Source organism: Streptomyces sp. NPDC041713, from assembly GCF_055591085.1.
On sequence record NZ_JBVIZY010000004.1, the window covers coordinates 468,581 to 488,138 of the forward strand.

The 19,558-nt window shown below is 71.7% G+C and carries 15 protein-coding genes; 2 read left to right on the forward strand and 13 right to left on the reverse strand.

Going from position 1 to position 19,558, the window contains the following annotated elements:
• Positions 1 to 16 precede the first annotated feature (16 nt).
• The 6 genes from ACZ6CV_RS15140 to ACZ6CV_RS15165 all read right to left on the reverse strand — a co-directional run bounded on the left by ACZ6CV_RS15140 (position 17) and on the right by ACZ6CV_RS15165 (position 9,443).
• Complete coding sequence (locus ACZ6CV_RS15140; protein WP_469251216.1) at positions 17 to 1,660, reverse strand: ABC-F family ATP-binding cassette domain-containing protein; 1,644 nt, start codon at positions 1,658 to 1,660, stop codon at positions 17 to 19.
• Positions 1,661 to 1,685: 25 nt separating this feature from the next.
• Positions 1,686 to 2,921 (reverse strand): epoxide hydrolase family protein, encoded by a 1,236-nt coding sequence (locus ACZ6CV_RS15145; RefSeq protein ID WP_469251217.1) that lies wholly within the window; start codon positions 2,919 to 2,921, stop codon positions 1,686 to 1,688.
• A 117-nt stretch (positions 2,922 to 3,038) separates the two neighbouring features.
• Positions 3,039 to 4,070, reverse strand: a complete 1,032-nt coding sequence (locus tag ACZ6CV_RS15150; RefSeq protein ID WP_469251218.1) for an oxidoreductase — start codon at positions 4,068 to 4,070, stop codon at positions 3,039 to 3,041.
• A 251-nt stretch (positions 4,071 to 4,321) separates the two neighbouring features.
• Entirely contained in the window at positions 4,322 to 5,998 is a 1,677-nt protein-coding gene (locus tag ACZ6CV_RS15155) for a BCCT family transporter (protein WP_469251479.1), read from the reverse strand.
• Between the two features lie 134 nt (positions 5,999 to 6,132).
• A complete protein-coding gene (locus ACZ6CV_RS15160) occupies positions 6,133 to 7,455 on the reverse strand; it encodes a M14 family metallopeptidase (protein WP_469251219.1) in 1,323 nt (440 codons plus the stop codon).
• Positions 7,452 to 9,443, reverse strand: a complete 1,992-nt coding sequence (locus ACZ6CV_RS15165) for a Xaa-Pro dipeptidyl-peptidase (protein ID WP_469251220.1) — start codon at positions 9,441 to 9,443, stop codon at positions 7,452 to 7,454. The genes ACZ6CV_RS15160 and ACZ6CV_RS15165 overlap by 4 nt, the downstream gene beginning before the upstream one ends.
• Positions 9,444 to 9,645: 202 nt before the next feature.
• Between ACZ6CV_RS15165 and ACZ6CV_RS15170 the strand changes: the two genes are divergently transcribed.
• On the forward strand, positions 9,646 to 11,166 hold the full coding sequence (locus ACZ6CV_RS15170) for a M1 family metallopeptidase (RefSeq protein ID WP_469251222.1): 1,521 nt from the start codon (positions 9,646 to 9,648) through the stop codon (positions 11,164 to 11,166).
• A 45-nt stretch (positions 11,167 to 11,211) separates the two neighbouring features.
• On the opposite strand, the gene ACZ6CV_RS15175 is transcribed toward ACZ6CV_RS15170, so the two are convergent.
• The 6 genes from ACZ6CV_RS15175 to ACZ6CV_RS15200 all read right to left on the reverse strand — a co-directional run bounded on the left by ACZ6CV_RS15175 (position 11,212) and on the right by ACZ6CV_RS15200 (position 17,737).
• Positions 11,212 to 12,150, reverse strand: a complete 939-nt coding sequence (locus ACZ6CV_RS15175) for an oxygenase MpaB family protein (protein ID WP_469251223.1) — start codon at positions 12,148 to 12,150, stop codon at positions 11,212 to 11,214.
• 109 nt (positions 12,151 to 12,259) lie between these two features.
• Positions 12,260 to 13,075, reverse strand: coding sequence for an alpha/beta fold hydrolase (locus tag ACZ6CV_RS15180; RefSeq protein WP_469251224.1), 816 nt, complete (start codon positions 13,073 to 13,075; stop codon positions 12,260 to 12,262).
• A 109-nt stretch (positions 13,076 to 13,184) separates the two neighbouring features.
• The gene (locus ACZ6CV_RS15185; protein WP_469251225.1) at positions 13,185 to 13,658 is read right to left on the reverse strand and encodes a hypothetical protein; all 474 of its coding nucleotides are present in this window, start codon (positions 13,656 to 13,658) and stop codon (positions 13,185 to 13,187) included.
• 86 nt (positions 13,659 to 13,744) lie between these two features.
• Entirely contained in the window at positions 13,745 to 14,224 is a 480-nt protein-coding gene (locus ACZ6CV_RS15190; protein ID WP_359323311.1) for a macro domain-containing protein, read from the reverse strand.
• Between the two features lie 78 nt (positions 14,225 to 14,302).
• Positions 14,303 to 15,772 carry an amino acid permease gene (locus tag ACZ6CV_RS15195; RefSeq protein WP_469251226.1) on the reverse strand — a complete coding sequence of 490 codons (1,470 nt, stop codon included), beginning with the start codon at positions 15,770 to 15,772 and terminating at the stop codon, positions 14,303 to 14,305.
• 159 nt (positions 15,773 to 15,931) lie between these two features.
• The gene (locus tag ACZ6CV_RS15200; RefSeq protein WP_469251227.1) at positions 15,932 to 17,737 is read right to left on the reverse strand and encodes an AMP-dependent synthetase/ligase; all 1,806 of its coding nucleotides are present in this window, start codon (positions 17,735 to 17,737) and stop codon (positions 15,932 to 15,934) included.
• 218 nt (positions 17,738 to 17,955) lie between these two features.
• On the opposite strand from ACZ6CV_RS15200, the gene ACZ6CV_RS15205 reads away from it, so the two are divergent.
• A complete protein-coding gene (locus tag ACZ6CV_RS15205) occupies positions 17,956 to 18,726 on the forward strand; it encodes a MerR family transcriptional regulator (protein ID WP_469251228.1) in 771 nt (256 codons plus the stop codon).
• Between the two features lie 51 nt (positions 18,727 to 18,777).
• Here the strand turns inward: ACZ6CV_RS15205 and ACZ6CV_RS15210 are convergent, their stop codons facing one another.
• Positions 18,778 to 19,527, reverse strand: a complete 750-nt coding sequence (locus tag ACZ6CV_RS15210) for a hypothetical protein (RefSeq protein WP_469251229.1) — start codon at positions 19,525 to 19,527, stop codon at positions 18,778 to 18,780.
• Positions 19,528 to 19,558: the final 31 nt, after the last annotated feature.

Below are 19,558 nucleotides of genomic sequence, written 5' to 3' on the forward strand. Positions count from 1 at the left end.
GAGGCACCGGCGGGGGTCAGGGTGACAGCTCGGTCACCTTGCCCTCCGCCACCTCCAGCCGGCGCGTCACGCTGACCGCGTCGAGCATCCTGCGGTCGTGCGTGACCAGCAGCAGCGTGCCCTCGTAGGACTCCAGGGCCGACTCCAGCTGCTCGATGGCGGGCAGGTCGAGGTGGTTGGTCGGCTCGTCCAGGACGAGGAGGTTGACGCCGCGGCCCTGGAGCAGGGCGAGGGCCGCGCGCGTGCGCTCGCCCGGCGAGAGGGTGGTCGCCGAGCGCAGCACGTGGTCCGCCTTGAGGCCGAACTTGGCGAGCAGCGTGCGTACTTCGGCGGGCTCGGTCTCCGGGACGGCCGCGCAGAACGCGTCGAGCAGCGACTCCTCGCCGTGGAACAGCGCGCGGGCCTGGTCGACCTCGCCGACCAGGACGCCCGAGCCGAGGGCCGCGTGGCCCGCGTCCAGCGGGATGCGCTCCAGGAGGGCGCCGAGCAGCGTCGACTTGCCCGAGCCGTTCGCCCCGGTGATCGCCACCCGGTCCGCCCAGTCGACCTGCAGCGAGACGGGGCCGAGCGTGAAGTCCCCGCGGCGCACCTCCGCGTCGCGCAGGCTCGCGACGACCGTGCCGGAGCGCGGGGCCGCGGCGATCTCCATGCGCAGCTCCCACTCCTTGCGGGGTTCCTCGACGACGTCGAGGCGCTCCAGCATGCGCTGGGTCTGGCGGGCCTTGGCGGCCTGCTTCTCGCTGGCCTCGCTGCGGAACTTGCGGCCGACCTTGTCGTTGTCGGTGGCCTTGCGGCGGGCGTTCTTGACGCCCTTGTCCATCCAGGAGCGCTGCATCTGGGCCCGGCCCTGGAGCGCGGACCGCTTGTCGGCGTACTCGTCGTACTCGTCCCGGGCGTGCCGGCGGGCGGTCTCCCGCTCCTCCAGGTACGCGTCGTAGCCGCCGCCGTAGAGGTTGATCTCCTGCTGGGCGAGGTCGAGTTCGAGGACCTTGGTGACGGTGCGGGTGAGGAACTCCCGGTCGTGGCTGACGACGACCGTGCCGGCGCGCAGGCCCCGTACGAAGCTCTCCAGGCGTTCCAGGCCCGCGAGGTCGAGGTCGTTGGTCGGCTCGTCCAGGAGGAACACGTCGTACCGGGAGAGGAGCAGCGAGGCGAGGCCGGCGCGGGCGGCCTGACCGCCGGAGAGCGACGTCATCGGCTGGTCCAGGCTCACGGCGAGGCCGAGCGAGTCGGCGACCTCCTCGGCCCGCTCGTCGAGGTCCGCGCCGCCGAGCGCCAGCCAGCGCTCCAGGCTGGTGGCGTAGGCGTCGTCCGCGCCGGGGGCGCCGTCGACGAGGGCCTGGGTGGCCTCGTCCATGACGCGCTGGGCCTCGGTGACGCCGGTGCGGCGGGCCAGGAAGGCGCGGATCGACTCGCCGGGGCGGCGGTCCGGCTCCTGGGGCAGGTGGCCGACGGAGGCGGTGGGCGGCGAGAGCCTGAGCTCGCCCTCCTCGGGGGTGTCCAGGCCGGCGAGCAGCCGCAGGAGGGTGGACTTGCCCGCTCCGTTGGCCCCGACCAGGCCGATGACGTCGCCGGGGGCGACGACCAGCTCCAGACCGGAGAAGAGGGTGCGGTCGCCGTGGCCTGCGGCGAGTTCTTTGGCGACGAGGGTTGCGGTCATCAGGGGGTGATTGTAGGACGGGCGGTCAGGGCCTGCGGCCCCGGAAGGTGCGGCGCAGGTCGCTCACCCAGGCGTCGGGGTTCTCCCAGGGGATGAAGTGGCCGCCGTGATCATGGGCGTTGACGTTGACGTGGTGGAACCAGTCGGCCTGCGGGCCGTTCCTGAACGCCTGGACGCGCTCCTCGGCGGTGTGGATCCCGGGCGGGTTCTCGTACGTGACGAAGGTGAGGCCGGTCGGGGCCTGCACGCGGGGGGTGCGGTCGTGGGAGGGGGTCCAGGGGTGGCGGTTGGCGTTGGCGTAGTACCGCATCGACGTGGCGATGGAGTTGTTCACCCAGTAGATGGTGGCGTGGGTGAGCAGGTCGTCCTTGGTGAAGACGGACTCGATGTCGCCGCCGTTGTCGCTCCAGGCGTTCCAGCGCTCCAGGAGCCAGGCGAGCAGTCCGGCGGGTGAGTCGCTCAGACCGTGGGCCAGGGTGGCGCCGTCGAGCATGTGCACGGCGAGGTGGGAGGCCGAGCGGTGGTCCAGCTCGACGATGCGGGCGCGGACGTCGGCGGGCTGGTCGTCGGTGAGGGGCCGGTTGCGGGCGAAGTCCCAGGCGCGGGGGCCGGTGAAGAAGTCCAGCGGCAGGCCGGAGCCGATGTGGATGCCGTACAGCTCGTCGGCGTACTTGTGGCCCAGCTGGCTGGTGACGATCCCGCCGATGTCACAGCCCCCGGCGGCGTACTTCTCGTGTCCGAGGGTCTCGGTCATCAGGGTGTGCCAGAGGTCGGAGACCTTCCAGAAGTTGACGTCCGGGAAGCCGGTGAGCGGCCCGGGGAAGCCGAAGCCGGGCAGCGACGGCACGATGACGTCGAACGCGTCGGCCGGGTCGCCGCCGTGCGCGGCCGGGTCGGCGAGCGGGCAGATCACCTTCGACCAGTGCCAGAACGTCCACGGCCAGCCATGGGTGAGGATCAGCGGCACCGGGCGCGGGCCGCGGCCGGGTTCGCGCAGGAAGTGCACCGGAACCCCGGCGACACGGACCTGGTAGTGCTCGTGGGCGTTGAGGGCGGCCTCGGCCTTGCGCCAGTCGTAGGCGTCGCGCCAGTGGGCGACCAGCTCGCCCAGGTAGCTCGCGGGCACGCCGTAGGACCAGTCCTCGTTGCCCTCGTCCAAGGGCGGCCGGGTCAGGGCCAGCCGGGTGCGCAGGTCGTCGAGGACCGCGTCGGGCACGTGGATCGGGGTGGGCTCCAGAGGGAAGGTGCGCGGGGTGGTCATGGCGGGGTCCTCACGGGGTGCGGCGGCGAGCCGGGCCGATACATGGAGTCGCGGGCGCCATTGCCCTCCCCCGTATCCTGCCCCGAACCGCGCCGCCACCGGAGTGAAATGCGAAGGTCAGTGCGCCACCGGTGCGACCAGCACGCTCGTGGAGGTCCTGGCCACCACGTACGCGTCGCCCTTCGTGGCCCTGCCCGGCAGGGTCACCCGGTGCTCCCCCGGCGCGAGCACCTCGTCGAGGGCCTCGTGGACGTGCGTCCGGGAGAGACGGTCCATGCGGTACGCCGTCACGCGGACCCGGCACGCCGATGTGACCTCCAGCTCCGCCGCCCCGGGCCCGGCCGCGAGCCGGGTGAGCCGGCGCCGCTCCTGCGGACCGCGGTCCAGGGCGCCCTCTATCTGGGCGACCAGGAGCGGGATGATCGGGGCGAGGCCGTCCACGTAGGAGACCGGGACCTGCGCCCGGTCGAAGGCCGAGCGGACGGACCGGCGGGTCTCCTCGGGGACGGCGCGGCCGAAGGCGACCGCACCGTACGTGCGCAGCTCCTGCGGTGCGACGCCCGCCGCGTCCCCGGCGATCTCCGCGCCGATGCCGATGGTGCGCAGCGCCGCCGCCAGCTTGGCGAGCAGCGCCACCCTGGCGCCGATCAGCAGGACCCGGCGGCGCGCCTGCGACTCGCCGTCGGCGAGCAACTGGCCGAGTGCCGCGCGGTATTCGTCACCGCGGAAGCGGAACGGCCCTATGCCGTGGTAGCCGTTGAGCGTCAGGTCGGCGGGTTCGGCCGTCTGCCAGGCGAAGTCGCGCCAGACGAAGTCGTCGCTGCCGTCGGTGCTCCTCTCGATCACGGCTGTGACCGCGCCGCACTCCAGGCCCTCGCACTCGGGGCAGCCGTATATGACGTACCGCCCGTCGCCCAGCGGCGCGTTCGCCTCCAGGAGCAGCCGGCGGACGTGTGCCGTGAAGATGGCCGGCGGGATGTCGGCGGCCAGCGGCGACACCGCGTCGAGGTCGGAGAGCTGGAAGAGCAGGGGCCGGCCGTTGACGATGAAGTCGACGAAATCACGGTGCACTTGGTACTCGCCGTTGGCGAGAACTCCACCGGCGCGGATGGCCGGTGCCAGACCGAAGGTCGCGTACTCGGCAGACATGCAGTGAGTATCCCCATCTGTCATGTGATGTGAGCACGGCACGGCACATTTCGCCACGTTCCCGGGATGAGCGGTGAGTTCGGCGGCCGGGTACGAGGAGCTTCTGGGCCTCGGCGGGCTCGGCGGCGTACGCATGGTCGAGGGCGTACGCGCGCAGACGGGGCTGGACGAACCGGGGCTGCGGCCGGGCTGCGTCCAGGAGGCGGCGCGCCCGGTGGGCGCCGCCTCCTGGGACGAGCGGTCAGCTCTGGTCAGCTCTTGTCGACGGCAGTGCTGCCGGACTGGCTGTCGCCCGTGTCGTCCTGGGCGGGGCCGATCCGGAGCTCGAACTCGCCGTCGTACTGCTCGTGGCCGGCGATGACGGCCTTCTCGACGGCTTCCGTGCCGTGCTCGCCGCGCACGATGAGCGGGTCGTGGCGCAGGTCCCGCATCAGGGCGACGCACATGCCGATCATCACGATGGTGAACGGCGCGGCCACCAGGATCGTGAGGTTGCGCAGCCCCGTGAGCGCGTCGTCCGAGCCGTCGCCGATCAGCAGCATGATGGCTCCGACGGCGCCGGTCACGATGCCCCAGAAGACCACGACGAACCGGCCTGGTTCGAGGGCGCCCTTCTGGGAGAGCGTGCCCATCACGATGGACGCGGCGTCGGCACCGGAGACGAAGAAGATGCCGACGAGGATCATCACGAGCAGGCTGGTCACCGTCGCGATCGGGTACTCGTGGAGCAGTCCGAAGAGCTGCGCCTCCTGGCTGGTGTCGCCCTTGAGGCCGCCCCGTTCGGCGACGGTCATCGCGCTGCCGCCGAACACGGCGAACCAGATCAGGCTGACCGTGCTCGGCACCAGGATGACACCGCCGACGAACTGACGGATCGTACGGCCGCGGCTGATCCGCGCGATGAACATGCCGACGAAGGGCGTCCAGGAGATCCACCAGGCCCAGTAGAAGACCGTCCAGCCGCTCAGCCAGTCGGCGACGCCCTTGCCGCTGGACGCCTCGGTGCGGCCGATCAGTTGCGGCAGGTCGTCGAGGTAGGCGCCGAGCGACGTGGGCACCATGTCGAGGATGATGACGGTCGGCCCGGCGATGAAGACGAACACCACGAGCAGGGCCGCGAGCACCATGTTGATGTTCGAGAGCCACTGCACGCCCTTCTCCACGCCGGAGATGGCGGACGCCACGAAGGCCAGGGTCAGCACGGCGATGATGACGACGAGCAGTCCGGTGCCCGCGTTCTCCATCCAGTCGAGCACCTCGATGCCGCTGCCGATCTGCAGGGCACCGAGGCCGAGGGAGGCGGCCGAGCCGAAGAGCGTGGCGAAGATGGCCAGGATGTCGATGACCCGGCCCCAGGTGCCGTGCGCGTGCTTCTCGCCGATGAGCGGCTCGAAGACGGCGCTGATGGTCTGCCGCCGGTTGCGCCGGAAGGTGCTGTACGCGATGGCGAGGCCCACGACCGCGTAGATCGCCCACGGGTGGAGCGTCCAGTGGAAGAGGGTGGTGGCCATCGCGGTCTCCATCGCCGCGGGCGCGTCCGCCGGGTCGGTGCCCGGCGGCGGCGAGGTGAAGTGGGCCAGCGGCTCACTCACTCCGTAGAACATCAGACCGATGCCCATGCCGGCGCTGAACATCATGGCGACCCAGGAGACGGTGCGGAACTCCGGTTCCTCGCCCTCCCGGCCGAGCGTGATCTTCCCGTACCGGCTGACGGCCAGCCAGAGCGCGAAGACCACGAACCCGGTCGCGGTCAGCATGAAGAACCAACCGCCGTTGTGCATCAGGCCGTTGAGCATGTCCGTGGAGATGTCCTGGAGCGAGTCCGTCGACACCGCGCCCCAGACCACGAACGCCAGGGTGAGCACGGCGGTGACGCCGAAGACCACCCGGTCCGTCTGTGGGGACCGGCCGCCGTGGGCGGGCGCCATGATCTCCGGCGCCCCTCCCCCGCCGTCCGCTTTATGCTGATCCTGCGTCACAAGTGACACCTTTCGAGGGGCCGATTGGGTCAAGAGTTTGTTCTCCGCTACCCCCTACCACATGTGACGCACATCTCTCCTCCTCAACAGACCATGTCGGGTCGAGCTGTGACCATGTGGTACGGCGCGCGCTCGTCGAGCAGCAGCGGGACGAGGGCCCGCGCGGACTGCCGCAGCGGGACGTACGCGCCCCCGGACGCCGACCGCTTCACGGTGACGCCGTGCAGGGCCAGTTCGTCCTTGATGTCGCGGTACTGGGCGGCGTCCAGGCGGTAGCCGCAGGGCGGGTCCTGGATGATCTCGGCGGGTTCGGCCGGGTCGTTGTCGGCGCCCCCGACGTAGACCGGGCCCCGGTCCCGCAGCCCCTCGACGCGGGCCGCGTCGGTGGCCGCCTCCAGCCGGTCGCGGCGTTCGTCCGTGAAGGCGGCGAGCCCGCCGAGCGCCGAGCGCTGGGAGGCCACGCGGCGCCGGTTGTTCAGCGCCTCGTCCTGCTTCTCCGCGTCGGTATTGGGGCCTCCCCTGCTCGAACGCAGTTGAGAGCTTGGGGAAGGGTCGACGCGGCTCTCGATCAGCAGTCCCGCGGCGTGCTTGATGCCGGACATGTTGCGCAGGATGCGCTCCTGGCCGTCGCCCGCGGTCTGCTTGACGGGGTCGCCGGTCACCGGGTCGGTCCAGATGCCGTACGTGCCCGTGGAGTAGCCGTCGTGTCCGGCGGCCGGCCGCACATAGTCCTGCGACAGGGTCTGCGCCTCCTTGTGCACGGCCTCGTCGGTGTTGAGGTTGCGCGGCCAGAGGTCGAAGAGGTCCTTGTCGTAGTACTTGGGGGTGGCCCCGTACTCGTGCAGGTCGTAGATGACGTCGGGCTCGCGGTCGCGGATCACGGCGGCCATGGCGCGGGCCTCCGCGGTCTTCAGGGCGAGGTGGTCGCGGTTGATGTCGACGCCGTCGGAGTTGCCGCGGGTGTCGGCGGCGCGGCCGTCCGGGTTGGCGGTGGGCACGACGAGGAGCGTGGTGCGGGAGAGGAAGCGCCGGGTCTTCTTGTCCTTGGCGTACGCCAGGTCGCGGACGGTGGACAGACAGGCCTCGCGGCCCGACGGCTCGTCGCCGTGCTGGCTGCAGATCAGCAACACGGTGTTCCTGGTGGGGCGTTCACCGATCCGGACGAGCTGGAGGGGCCGGTTCTGCTTGGTCGTGCCGATGCGGGTCACGGAGACCCTCTTGGTGGCCCGGTCCACGGCGGCCAGCAGCTTCTGCTCCTCCGGCAGGCTGGTCCAGCGCGCCCCGTCGCTCTCCTCGAATCCGGTACGGGGCGGGGTCGACGTCGCCTGCGCGGGCGCCGTCAGGAGCGGCGCCGCGAGCGCGACGGTGGCGCAGGCGAGGGCCAGGGTGCGGATGCGCGGTGTCATGAAGTGCTGCCTCCGGGACGGGGGTTGAGCGGACGGGGCGGGGCCACGCCGTCGAGCGGGGCGGTACGGGGCGTGCCGGGCGCGGAGGCGGTGAAGGCGCCGGACCCGCCGACCAGCGGCAGCTTCGCCGAGGTGCGGGCCAGGTCGAGCGTGAGCGTGGGGCGGTCCGCGGGCGGTTCGATGAGGTTCTTGTCGGTGCCCGCGATGATCAGGGCGAGGCGGTGGCCCCGGGGCATGACGTGGTCGCTCGCGGCGAGGTCGAGGGTGATGGTGTGCGGCTTGCCCGGGGTGAGGGGGCGGCCGTGTCCGGCGTCGGCCCAGTTGCCGAGGTCGGCCCAGCCTCGGCTGAAGACGGTGTAGTCGACGTCGGCGGTCTTGGCGCGGGTCATTTTGAAGCAGGAGCTGTCGCCGGTGGTGCTCGCGCCCCAGCAGGTGCGTTCGGGGAGCGTGGTGATGCCCTCGCCGGCGGCCGCGTAGTCGCGGATGGTGTCGGGGCCGACGTCGACGAGGACCGCGGAGAGGTGGGCGGTGCGGGTCGTCGGGGTCGCGGTGACGGTCACCGTGGAGGACCCGGACAGGCGCAGGTCACGGGCGAGGGGTCGGCTGACGAAGCCCGCCTTGGCCGGTGTCGACGCGTCGATCCGCGCGGCCCACTCGGTCTCGCTCAGCCGCGGGTCGTCGGTGAAGGTCTCGGTGCCCTTGCCGGGCCGCGTGCCGAGGGTGCCGACGCCGGGTGAAGTGCCCTTGGCGGGGCGGAGGTTGACGGCGTGCGTGCCGCGCGGGGGCCAGACGCGGTCGGTGGTCCAGTGGTTCGGGGAGCGCTCGATGTCGGCCATCGGCTCGCGGTCGATGCCGTTGTCGTAGCCGAGGAGTTCGTGGTCGAACCAGCGGTGCAGGGTGCGCACCCAGTCTGCCCTGCGCAGGTCGAACGGGTCGACGTGGCCCGCCTGGCTGAGCCAGACCTTCCGCTCGACGCCGCGCTCGGCGAGGGCGTCCCACCACTGACCGAAGTGCTTGGTGCGGACGTTGAGGTCCTGCATGCCGTGCACGGCGAAGACGCTCGCGCGCACCTTGCCGGCGTCCGGCACGTGGTCGCGCTCGCTCCACAGGCGCGTCCAGTCGCCGGTGCGCGGCGCCCCGTCGATCAGGCGCTGCTGCACGGCGCCGCAGCGGGCGCGGGCCTCGGGGCTCTCCACGGCGTCCGACAGCCCGTCGGGGCCGCCGTCGTAGAGCGGGGCGCCCTTGGCGAAGTAGTAGTCGTACCAGGAGGAGATCGCGCCGATCGGCACGATGGTCTTGAGGCCGCGGACGCCGGTGGCGGAGACGCCCTGCGCGATGGTCCCGTCGTAACTCTTGCCGATCATCCCGGTGGCGCCGTTGGTCCAGCCGGCCTTCGCGCGTTCGCCGCCGGTGCGGCTGGTGTAGCCGCGGGCCCGGCCGTTGAGCCAGTCGACGACGGCCTTGGCGGACTGCACGTCGGAGCGGCCGCCGACGTCGACGCACCCGTCGGAGCGGTTGGTGCCCGCGAGGTCCACGGCGACGTAGCCGTAGCCGCGGGGCACGAAGTAGTTGTCGTAGTAGAGCGGGAACTGCACGGGTTTGCCGGCCGCGTCGTACGTCTTCTTCTGGCTCTCGTTGCCGCGCCCGCAGCACGAGTAGTACGGGCTGGCGTCCATGATCACGGGTATTCGGCGGCCAGTGCGGTCGAGTTCGCGGGGCCGGACGATGTCGACCGCGACCCGGTCGGACCTGCCGTCCGCGTCGCCGTCGACCCTGGTGTCGACCCAGACGGATTCGCGTATCGCGTCGTCGTACGAGTAGACGGGCCTGCTCTCGCCCCGCGGGTGAGCGGCGTGGCCCGGCGTGCGCGGAGCCGGTGCGGCCCCCTGCGCTGCGCCCGGGGACATGAGGGTGGCGATCAGGGCGGCCAGGGCCGCCGCGAGAAGCGTTCTCCACAGGAGGCGGGTGCGTCGCGCACGTATCGGCATGGCGCGGAAGGTACACCGGTGAACTGCCGTGCGACAGAGGGCCGTACGCCATCGCGTCAGGAGCGTGGGACATTGAGGCACATGTCGGCCGAATGGCGATCGTGTGACGTCTGGGGCCATGGACATGACGTGCGCGGAAGGGGCTGAATAGGGTCGTCGACAAGACGAACCGATCTTGAGTCCCTACGACTTGGAGCTTGACGTGCACCGCAGACTCATCGCCCCGGGCGCGCTCGCGGCCTCTCTTCTGCTGGCGATCCCGGCGTCGGCCGCGGACTTCACCCCCGGGGCGCCGGGCATCGGCGACCCCTACTACCCGGCCAGCGGCAACGGCGGCTACGACGTCTCGCACTACGACCTGAGGCTGAAGTACCAGCCCGCGACCGACCTCCTGGAGGGCACGGCGACGATAAACGCCCGCGCCACCCAGGACCTTTCACGCTTCAACCTCGACTTCGGGCTCAAGGTGTCCGAGGTGCGGGTCAACGGCAAGAAGGCGAAGTTCAAGAAGACCGGCGACCAGGAGCTGGAGATCACGCCGCCGGCCGGGCTGCCCAAGGGCACGCCCGTCACGGTCGTCGTGCGGTACGCGGGCAAGCCGTCCGAGCTGAAGATCAACGGCTACACGGCGTGGCACCGGACGCCGGACGGCGGCGTCGCCGCCCAGGAGCCGGAGTCGGCCGTGTGGTGGTTCCCCGCCAACGACCACCCGCTGGACAAGGCCACGTACGACGTGTCGGTCTCGGTGCCGGACGGCACCCAGGCGATCTCCAACGGCGTGCTGCAGTCGCAGAGTTCGAAGCTGGGCTGGACGCGCTACAACTGGCGCTCCAACAAGCCGCAGGCGAGCTATCTCGCGACGCTCGCCGTCGGCAAGTTCGACATCACGACCGACAAGACCGAGAGCGGCCTGCCGGTCCTCAACGCCTACAGCAAGGACCTCGGCGACAACGCGGGCGCCGCGCGGGCCAGCATCGAGCGGACCACCGAGGTCGCCGAGTGGCTGGAGACGGTCTTCGGCAAGTATCCGTTCAACGCGCTCGGCGGCTACGTCCCGAACGTGAAGAGCAGCTACGCGCTGGAGACCCAGACGCGGCCCTTCTACAGCCCCTCCGCGTTCGCCGGCGGCTCCAACGCGTCCATCGTCGTCCACGAGCTGGCCCACCAGTGGTACGGCGACAGCGTCTCCGTCGACGGCTGGAAGGACATCTGGGTCAACGAGGGCTTCGCCCGCTACAGCCAGTGGCTGTGGTCGGAGAAGGAGGGCGAGGGCACGGCGCAGGAGCTGGCGGACTACGTGTACGCACAGCACCCGGCCGACGACCCGTTCTGGCAGGTCAAGCCGGGTGACCCGGGTCCGGACAACCAGTTCCACGGCGCGGTCTACGACCGGGGCGCGGTCGCCCTTCAGGCGCTGCGGAACCAGGTCGGGGACAAGACGTTCTTCTCGATCCTGAAGAAGTGGCCGCAGCAGCACGCGTACGGCAACGCCAAGGTGAACGACTTCGTGAAGTTCGCCGAGAAGGTGTCGGGCAAGCCGCTCGCGGAGCTCTTCGACACCTGGCTCTACCAGCCGTCGCGTCCGGCGGCCGGGGCCGTGCGGGACGCCGGGATCGCCCGGACGGCCACCGCGCCGGCGAAGCCGAAGTCGTGGAAGCAGATCGCCGCGACCAACGGGGTGCATGAGCACGGTGACGGCCACGGCCCCGGCCACGGTCACTGAGGACCGCCGGCGCCATGACGTTCAGCGGTGCCGCGCCGTACGGGCTCAGTGCCCGGCGGCGCGGTGCCGGGCCCGCGCCCGGCGCGCCTGCGGGAGATAGCGCAGCCGCTCCGGCAGCAGCGGCACCACCGTGCGGACCACCCGGCCGAAGCGGCGGAGCCTGCGCTCCTGCGCGGCCGTCCAGGGCAGGCCGATCGCCGCTCGGGCCTCCGGCGGCATCAGCCCGATGGTGACGAACCGGCGGAAGCGGGCCAGCGGGGGCAGCAGCAGCGGCCACAGGACGCGCAGCGGGATGCGCAGCAGGAGCGGGCCCCGGTCCGGCGGCGGTACGGGGCTGTCGGCGGCGGTGAGCTCCGCGGCCACCGCCGTCAGCTCGATCTCCTCGGCGAGGACCCTGCGGTAGTGCGGCCAGAACTCCTCGACCGTCTGCGGCATGTCCCGGTCGTGGATGCCGAGGACGCGGCCGACCTGGAGCCACTCCGCGTACAGCTGCCGTTCCTGCGCCTCGGTGAAGGGGCGGCCCAGGTACCGCTGCGCGTGCCGGTAGACGGGGAAGCCGGTGGTGTGGACCCATGCGTAGTTCGCGGGGGTCAGCGCGTGGTAGCGGCGGCCGTGGGCGTCCGTGCCCTGGATGGTGCGGTGCAGCGCGCGGAGCCTGCGGCCCTCGGCGGCGGCCTCGTCCCCGCCGTACACCCATGTCAGGAGGGAGCGGACCGAGCGTTCTCCCCGTCCCCACGGGTCGGTACGGAACACCGAGTAGTCGTCGACGCCCGCGCCGACCGCCGGGTGGGCCACCTGCAGGGTGAGCGCGGGCGGCAGCATCAGGACGGCGCGGATGTCGCCCGCGATGCTCCAGAGGATGCCGCCGGGCGGGGGCGGGGCGGGATCACGGTCTTCGGCGTGGTCGGCACGATCGGCACGGTGGTCGTGGTCGGCACGGTGGTCGCGACCCGCACGGTGGTCGCGGTCGGTGGGGTGGTTCATGCGACGTGCTCCTGGGCGGCGCGCGGGGCTTGCGCGTTCCAGTATGCGACCGTCGGGGGCGGTGTCGCTCAGGTCACCGCGGTCGCGGAGCTCACCGCTGTCGCACAGGTCACCGCGCCTCGGCGCACGCCTCCAGGATGAGGTCGGCGACCGCGTCCGGCTCCCGTACGGTCGGGAAGTGGTCGCTGCGTGCGAGGCGCACCAGGCGGCAGCCGGGGATGCGCCGCGCCATCGTCTCGTTCACGCGGACCACCTCGGCCTGGTCGAGCTCCCCGAGGGCGAGGACGCACGGCACGTCGAGCTCGCCGAGGCGGTCGTAGGCGGGCGGGTCGGGCACGTTGTGGGGGTAGTTGGCGAACCACGCGGGGATCACCGCCCTGAGGTGCGCCTCGACCTCCGGGTCGGGTCCGGTGACCGCCGCGCCCGAGGTACGGCGCAGCAGGGCCACGAGCCCCTCCTCGTCCCCCGCCTCGGCGAGCCGGCCCATCTCGGCCATGAACTCGACGGAGACGAGGTCGTCGGCCCCGGTGATGCCCGGCACCAGCAGGACGAGGCCGGCCGCTCGGGCGGGCTCGCGGAGGGCGAGACTGACGGCCGTAGCCCCGCCCATGCTCGACCCGGCGAGGACGGCGCGGGCCACCCCGAAGTGGTCGAGGACCGCGGTCAGGTCCTCTACCAGGGAGAACGCGGCGGTCGGCGCCGGTGACCTGCCGTATCCCCGCGCGTCGTACCGGATCACCCGGTGTCGTCCGGTGAGGCGGGGCAGGATGCCGTCCCAGATGCGGGAGTCGCCGACGCCGGGGTGGAGCAGGACCAAGGGGAGGCCCGCACCGCCGTCCGTGCCGCTAGGGTCGCCCGAGTCGTGCGCCCACAGCTCGCCACCCTTGACCGGAACCGCGACGTCACCGCTGCCCATGCTGTCCATGGGCCGAGTCTCGGTCGGCGGGGGCGGGGCCGCCAGGGGTGAGGGCGGGCGGGGGCGCGAATGCGTACGGCCGCCGACCGGATCCCGTCACCTCGGCGCCGGACAGGGTCTACGGTTCGCCGGGCGACGGTGCCGCGGGCTCGCCGGGCGGCCGTGCCGCGGGCCCGCCGGTGTCCGGCGCCCGGGGCGGGCCGATGAGCGGCTCGGAGGCGATGCGGTTCGCCAGCTCGGACGCCCACTCGGAGACCCGGCCGCGCAGCTCGGCCTCCGCGGCGGCGCGCTCTGCCTCTCCCCTGGCCTGCCCGGTGGCTAGCGCACCGTCGCTCCCGCCGTCACCCTCCCCCTCAGTCTCTTCCGCATGACGTCGGACCTCACCCCGGCCCTCGGAGAACACCGTCCCCCGAACCGGCGGGCTGGCGGAGGCGGGTTCGCCGCCGGCGCGATGCAGGAAGCGTCCGGCGAGAAGGCCCAGGACACCGCACAGGGCGCCGCACAAGACGGCGGCGAACGCCAGAGCCTGCGTCTTCGGACCGACCGGCCCGACCGATCCGATCGGCCCGAGTTCCATGGGGAGGAGCTGCATGTCGGTGCTCTACCCGCTCATCCGTGCACAACAACGCACACCTGCGGACCAGTTGTCCGGCACCGGACCAGGTGCCCGGCACCGGTTCAGTCCCCGAAGTCGTACACCGTCACAGCGATCCCCCGCGCCACCAGGCGCTCGGATATCAGCGGCTCGATACGGGACCAGGTGCCGCCGGCCAGCCCGCAGCCGATGCGCGGCATGTGCACCCCGGCGCCGAGCTCCTCGGCCTTGTCGGCCACCGTGGCGAGGGCGGTGTCGATCGCCTCGTACCGCACGGGGACGCCTTTGCTGCCCGTGCGCATCCCCCGCTGCCCCACCATGTTGGCGACCCAGACGCGACGGCCCACGTCGACGAACTGGACGGCGCCCAGCCCGAAGTCGTTCTTGGCCCGCTCCCGGTGCCAGGCGCGGTACGCCCGCTCCGGCTCCGGCCAGCGGCGCGAGACCGCGAGCACGAAGCCCTTCCCCCAGCCCCCGAGGTCGTTGCAGACGTGGGCGATCAGCTTGACGCCCTTGCCGAACGGCGCGGTGGCGTCACCCCGGACATACGTGATCTCCGACATGACGCCACCGTAGGGGCCACCACTGACAGTGGCGCTCCCTGCTATCGGTCCCCAGCGCCGTGCGCTGGCGATCCGCCGCTACAGATCCTTCGGCCCCGTGAGCCCCTGCGCCTCGCGGCCCACCCTGCGGCGGACGCCGAACCAGCCCGCTACCAGGGCCAGGCCCACGACCGGGATGAGGAACAGCGTCTTGCGGCCGACCTCGGCGTCCTTCCACATCAGGCCGAGCACGACCAGCAGGAACGCGATCGTCACGTACTCGGTGACGCCGCTGAACGGGAGCTGGAACTTCGGCCGGGTGATCTCGCCCCGCTTCGCGCTGCGCACGAAGGCGAGGTGGCACACCATGATCGTGATCCAGGTGCCGATGATGCCGAGCGACGCCACGTTGAGGACGATCTCGAAGGCCTTGCCCGGGACCACCCGGTTGAGGCCGACGCCGACGACGCCCAGCGAGGCGGTGAGCAGGATGCCGCCGTAGGGAACCTGGTTGCGGTTCATCTTGGCGGTGAACTTCGGCGCGGAGCCCGCCATCGCCATCGAGCGCAGGATGCGGCCGGTGGAGTACAGGCCGGAGTTGAGCGAGGACATCGCCGCGGTGAGGACCACGAAGTTCATCACGTCGCCGGCGGCCGGGACGCCGATCTTGGAGAGCACCGTCACGAACGGGCTCTGGTCCGCCGAGTACAGCGAGCCGGGCAGCAGCAGCGCGAGCAGCACCACGGAGCCGACGTAGAAGAGGCCGACGCGCCACATGATGGAGTTCACCGCGCGCGGGACGATCTTCTGGGGCTCGGCGGTCTCGCCCGCCGCGACGCCGACCAGTTCGAGCGAGGCGTACGCGAAGACGACGCCCTGCATCACGATCACGACCGGCATCACACCGTTCGGCACGAGGCCGCCGTGGTCGGTGATCATGTTGAGGCCCGGCGTCTCGCCGCCCACCTTGTGCTGGCTGGCAAGGAGCCAGATGCCGATGATCATGAAGGCGCTCAGCGCGGCGACCTTGATGATCGAGAACCAGAACTCCATCTCGCCGAAGTACTTCACCGAGATGAGGTTCACCGAGAGCACGACCGCGAGGGCGATCAGCGCGAGGACCCACTGGGGTATCTCGGTGAAGAAGCTCCAGTAGTGGGTGTAGAGCGCGATCGCCGTGATGTCGGCGATGCAGGTGGTCGACCAGTTGAGGAAGTACATCCAACCGGCGAAGAACGCGCCCTTCTCCCCGAGGAACTCGCGCGCGTACGAGACGAACGAACCGGACGAGGGACGGTAGAGAACCATCTCGCCGAGCGCCCGGACCACGAAGAACGCGAAGATTCCGCAGACGAGGTACGCGAGGGCGAGCGCGGGGCCCGCCGAGTGGAGGCGGCCGCCCGCCCCCAGGAAGAGGCCGGTGCCGATCGCTCCACCGATCGCGATCATGTTGACGTGACGGGCCTTGAGGTCCTTGCTGTAACCGGCGTCGCCCGCGTCCGCGGGGGCCTGCGACGCATCTGTGCGGGATGCGTCCAGGACGGCCGAATCTACGGCTTCCTTGCTCACGGGTGGATCTACTCTCTGGTGCCCGGAAAGAGCTCCGGGGTCCGGATGTGCTCCGGCCCGCGACACCCCTGACGTGCGCGGACCGACGGGACACCTTCCCTCACGCACCGCCCCCCACGCGGTGGCGCACGTCACATAGCGGAACTTCTCACATGATGATCAGGGGGTGTACAAGGCGTCGATGACCTGCTCGTACTTCTCGCGGATCACCCGGCGCCGCAGTTTCAGCGAGGGCGTGAGCTCGCCCGTCGCCGGGCCCCACTCCTCGGCGAGCAGCCGGTACCGCTTGATCTGCTCGGTGCGGTTCAGGCGCGCGTTGGCGGCCGCCACGGCCCGCGCCACCTCCGCCCGCACGGCCTCGTGGGCGACCAGGTCCCCCTCGATCCCGCGCGCGGCGGCCCACGCGGGCGCCAGCTCCGGATCGAGGACGAGCAGCGCCACCAGATACGAGCGGCCGTCCCCGTGGACGAGGGCCTGGCCGATCAGCGGGTGCTCCTTGAGCGCGTTCTCGACGAGGGCGGGCGAGACGTTCTTGCCCGTCGAGGTCACGATCATTTCCTTCTTGCGGTCGGTGAGCCAGAGGTAGCCGTCCGCGTCGAGCCGTCCGATGTCGCCGGTGGCGAACCAGCCGTCCGCGTCGCAGGCGCTGTCGACGCCGCCGTCGGCCCGCAGGTAGCCGTCGAAGACCGTCGCGCCGCGCACCAGGATCTCGCCGTCGTCGGCGATGCGTACCTCGAGGCCGTCGAGGGGCCGGCCGACCGAACCGAGCCGGAACCGATCGGGGCTGTTCGTCGTGACCACACCGGAGGTCTCGGTGAGCCCCCAGGCGTCCATGATCACCAGTCCGAAGCCGGCCCAGAACCGGGACACGTCCGGCGGCATCGGCGCCGACGCGCTCGCGGTCCACACCAGACGGTCGAAACCGGCGAGGGCGAGCAGCGGGTCGAGCACCTCACGCTTGGCCTCGTCGTACGCGGCCCGCAGCTCGGCGGCGGGTTCCTCGCCGCGCTCACGGCAGGCGACGTAGGCGCGCGCCGTGTCGTTCGCCGCCTCGACCGCGGCGCGCCGCTCCGCGGGCAGCCCGGCGAGCGCGGCCCGCACGGCGGCGGCCAGTTTCTCCCACACGCGCGGGACGCCGAAGAACTGGAAGGGGTGCAGTTCGCGGGCGGTGGCGGCCACCTCGGACGGGTCCGCGCAGAGGTGGACGTGGGCGGCGCGGAGCACCGGCAGGTAGATGCCGAGCAGGCGCTCCGCGATGTGTGCGAACGGCAGGTAGCAGATGTGCCCGACGCCTTCGGGGAACTCGACGACGGCGTCCAGGGCGGTGCCGTTCAGGAGGACGTTGCGGTGGCTGAGGCGGACACCCTTGGGGTCGCCCGTGGTGCCCGAGGTGTAGACGACGGTGAGCGGGTCGGCGGGGCGGATCTCGCGCCAGGACTTCTCGAAGGCCTCGGGGTCGAGGAGCCGTGCGCCCGTGGCGTGCAGGGAGCCGTACGTGCGGTGGCCGTTCGCCTCGGCGCCCGCCACGATGACCAAACGCTCCAGCGGCGCCGTGTCGTCGGCCAACAGGGGCTCCCAGCGCGGCAGTTCACCGGCGCCCTCGACGATCGCGAAGCGGGCCCGGCTGTGCCGCACGATGTGTGCGACCTGTTCGGGGGCGGCGGTGCCGTACACGGTGACGGGGACGGCGCCGAGGTGGACGAGGGCAAGATCGCTCAGCCAGTGCTCCGGGCGGTTGCCCATCATCATCAGGACGTGCTCGCCGCGCCGCACCCCGAGCGCGCCGTAACCGGCGGCGAGGACGGCGACCTTGCGGCGCGCCTCGCGCCAGGTCAGCGTCGACCACTGGGCCCCGGCGCGCCAGGAGAGGGCGGGAAGATCTCCGTGCTCCTCGGCATTGCGGAGCAGCAGGGCGGGGAGCGTGGTGTCGGCGGGGTCCCCGGGACGTCGCGGAATCGTGGTCATGACCGCCTCCTGGCGCCATCGGCTGTGCGTGAGCGGACGGGTGCGTGAGGAGCGAGTGGCCGAGCGGTGGACGTGCACGTAACTGGCCCGGAGGGTTTCACAACACTGGTGTGCCAGCAATACTGTTGCACTGGTTTGCTGCACGCCCCGGTACGCGCCGGATCGCTGCACCCACGGGGAGACGTCCGGAGAGCAGGCCGGGGAGGGAGGGCGCCGTCATGACGACGGACACCACGGAGACCGAGGCCACCGACACCACCGAGCCCGCCGACGGCGGGGAGCCGACGTACACGGTCGACGAACTGGCCGCGCGCGCGGGCGTCACGGTCCGTACGATCCGCTTCTACGGGACCAAGGGGCTGCTGCCGCCACCGGTGATCGGTCCGCGCCGCGTCGGCCACTACGGCCGCGAGCACCTGTCACGGCTCGCGCTCATCGAGGAGTTGCAGCTCCAGGGCATGACGCTCGCCGCCATCGAGCGGTACCTGGAGCAGTTGCCGGCCGACCTGAGCGCCCACGATCTGGCCATCCACCGTGCCGTGGTGGCCTCCTGGGCCCCCGACTCGGCGGAGGACGTGTCCCATGCCGAGCTGGAGCGCAGGGCGGGCCGCGCGCTCGGCGACGAGGACCTGGAGCGGCTCGCGGCGATGGGGGTGGTGGCCCTGACCCGGTCGCCCGGGACGTACCGCGTGGACCTGGGGCTGCTCCGCCTCGGCGTGCAGCTCCTCGACGTGCCCATCGCGCACGAGACGATCCTGGCGGCGCGCACGGTCCTGATGGAGCACACGCGGTCGGCCGCGCACGAGTTGTCGCGGCTCTTCCGCGACGAGGTCTGGGAGCCCTACCGCGAGCGCGAGTCCGACCCCGAGCACGTGGCGGCGATGCGGTCCCTCTCGGCCCACATGCAGCCGATGGTGGTGCAGGCGCTGGTCACGGCCTTTCAGCGCTCCCTCAAGGAGGAGCTGCGGGAATGGCTCAAGGACGGCTGAGCCACCCCGTACCTCGTCACGAGCGCCGAGCTGACGATCATGCCGTGACGGTCACACCTTGACGTGCGCGGCCGTCGCGCTCGGCGTCTCGTCCTGCGTCGCCTGCACCAGCCGCTTGGCGTAGACCTTGGACAGGGCCGTCATGCCGGTCCTGGCGGCCAGCGCCCCGGAGGTGTCCCGTACGTCGAGCGCGCCGATGTACTGGTCCTGGCGGATCACCATCGTCAGCGTGTTCGTGCGCGAGGGACTCTCGTACCCGTACATGAGGCTCGCGTCGCCGTGCGGCGGCCCCTGAAGGACCGTGACCTCGTGCTTGTTGTTCTGCGCGTAGCTCTGCCAGGCGGTGAAGGCGCGCTCGGCGGCCCGCGCGTTCTTGTAGACGATCACGTCGTAACCGGCGCCCTCGGCCTTGTCGCCGCTCCGGTAGCCCACCCGGCCGTTGGCCACGGCTCCCCTGCACTTGCCGCCCGGGTCCTTGCACACGGAGGGCGCCTTGGCGCGGCTGTGCAGTTCGGTGCTGACGTGGCGCAGGGCGGCGGGCATCGTGCCGAGGGGCGGCAGGATCGCCTCGGCCCGGCGCGCGGCGCTCAGCGAACCCGTGCCCGCGGCCCTGCCGCCGGACGCGCCGCCGACGGTGCGGCCGTGCGAGGACGACGCCTTGTGCTTGCCCCTCTTCTTGTCCTTCTTGCCCTCGCAGCCCGTCAGGGCCAGCGAGAGGACCAGCACCCCGACGCCGACTGCCCGCGCCGTTCCCCCTGTCGTGAACCGCACAGCGGTCACCTCTTCGATTGTCGTGATCATGCTCTCCGGCAGGATACGACCCGGGGGCGAT

Coding starts and splice junctions, on each gene's coding strand:
- ACZ6CV_RS15165 (WP_469251220.1), bottom strand. CDS start 9,443: ATGCCGATACGTGCGCGACGCACCCGCCTCCTGTGGAGAACGCTTCTC.
- ACZ6CV_RS15190 (WP_359323311.1), bottom strand. CDS start 14,224: ATGTCGGAGATCACGTATGTCCGGGGTGACGCCACCGCGCCGTTCGGC.
- ACZ6CV_RS15185 (WP_469251225.1), bottom strand. CDS start 13,658: ATGCAGCTCCTCCCCATGGAACTCGGGCCGATCGGATCGGTCGGGCCG.
- ACZ6CV_RS15210 (WP_469251229.1), bottom strand. CDS start 19,527: ATGATCACGACAATCGAAGAGGTGACCGCTGTGCGGTTCACGACAGGG.
- ACZ6CV_RS15155 (WP_469251479.1), bottom strand. CDS start 5,998: ATGGCGCCCGCCCACGGCGGCCGGTCCCCACAGACGGACCGGGTGGTC.
- ACZ6CV_RS15200 (WP_469251227.1), bottom strand. CDS start 17,737: ATGACCACGATTCCGCGACGTCCCGGGGACCCCGCCGACACCACGCTC.
- ACZ6CV_RS15205 (WP_469251228.1), top strand. CDS start 17,956: ATGACGACGGACACCACGGAGACCGAGGCCACCGACACCACCGAGCCC.
- ACZ6CV_RS15150 (WP_469251218.1), bottom strand. CDS start 4,070: ATGTCTGCCGAGTACGCGACCTTCGGTCTGGCACCGGCCATCCGCGCC.
- ACZ6CV_RS15175 (WP_469251223.1), bottom strand. CDS start 12,150: ATGAACCACCCCACCGACCGCGACCACCGTGCGGGTCGCGACCACCGT.
- ACZ6CV_RS15160 (WP_469251219.1), bottom strand. CDS start 7,455: ATGACACCGCGCATCCGCACCCTGGCCCTCGCCTGCGCCACCGTCGCG.
- ACZ6CV_RS15140 (WP_469251216.1), bottom strand. CDS start 1,660: ATGACCGCAACCCTCGTCGCCAAAGAACTCGCCGCAGGCCACGGCGAC.
- ACZ6CV_RS15145 (WP_469251217.1), bottom strand. CDS start 2,921: ATGACCACCCCGCGCACCTTCCCTCTGGAGCCCACCCCGATCCACGTG.
- ACZ6CV_RS15180 (WP_469251224.1), bottom strand. CDS start 13,075: ATGGACAGCATGGGCAGCGGTGACGTCGCGGTTCCGGTCAAGGGTGGC.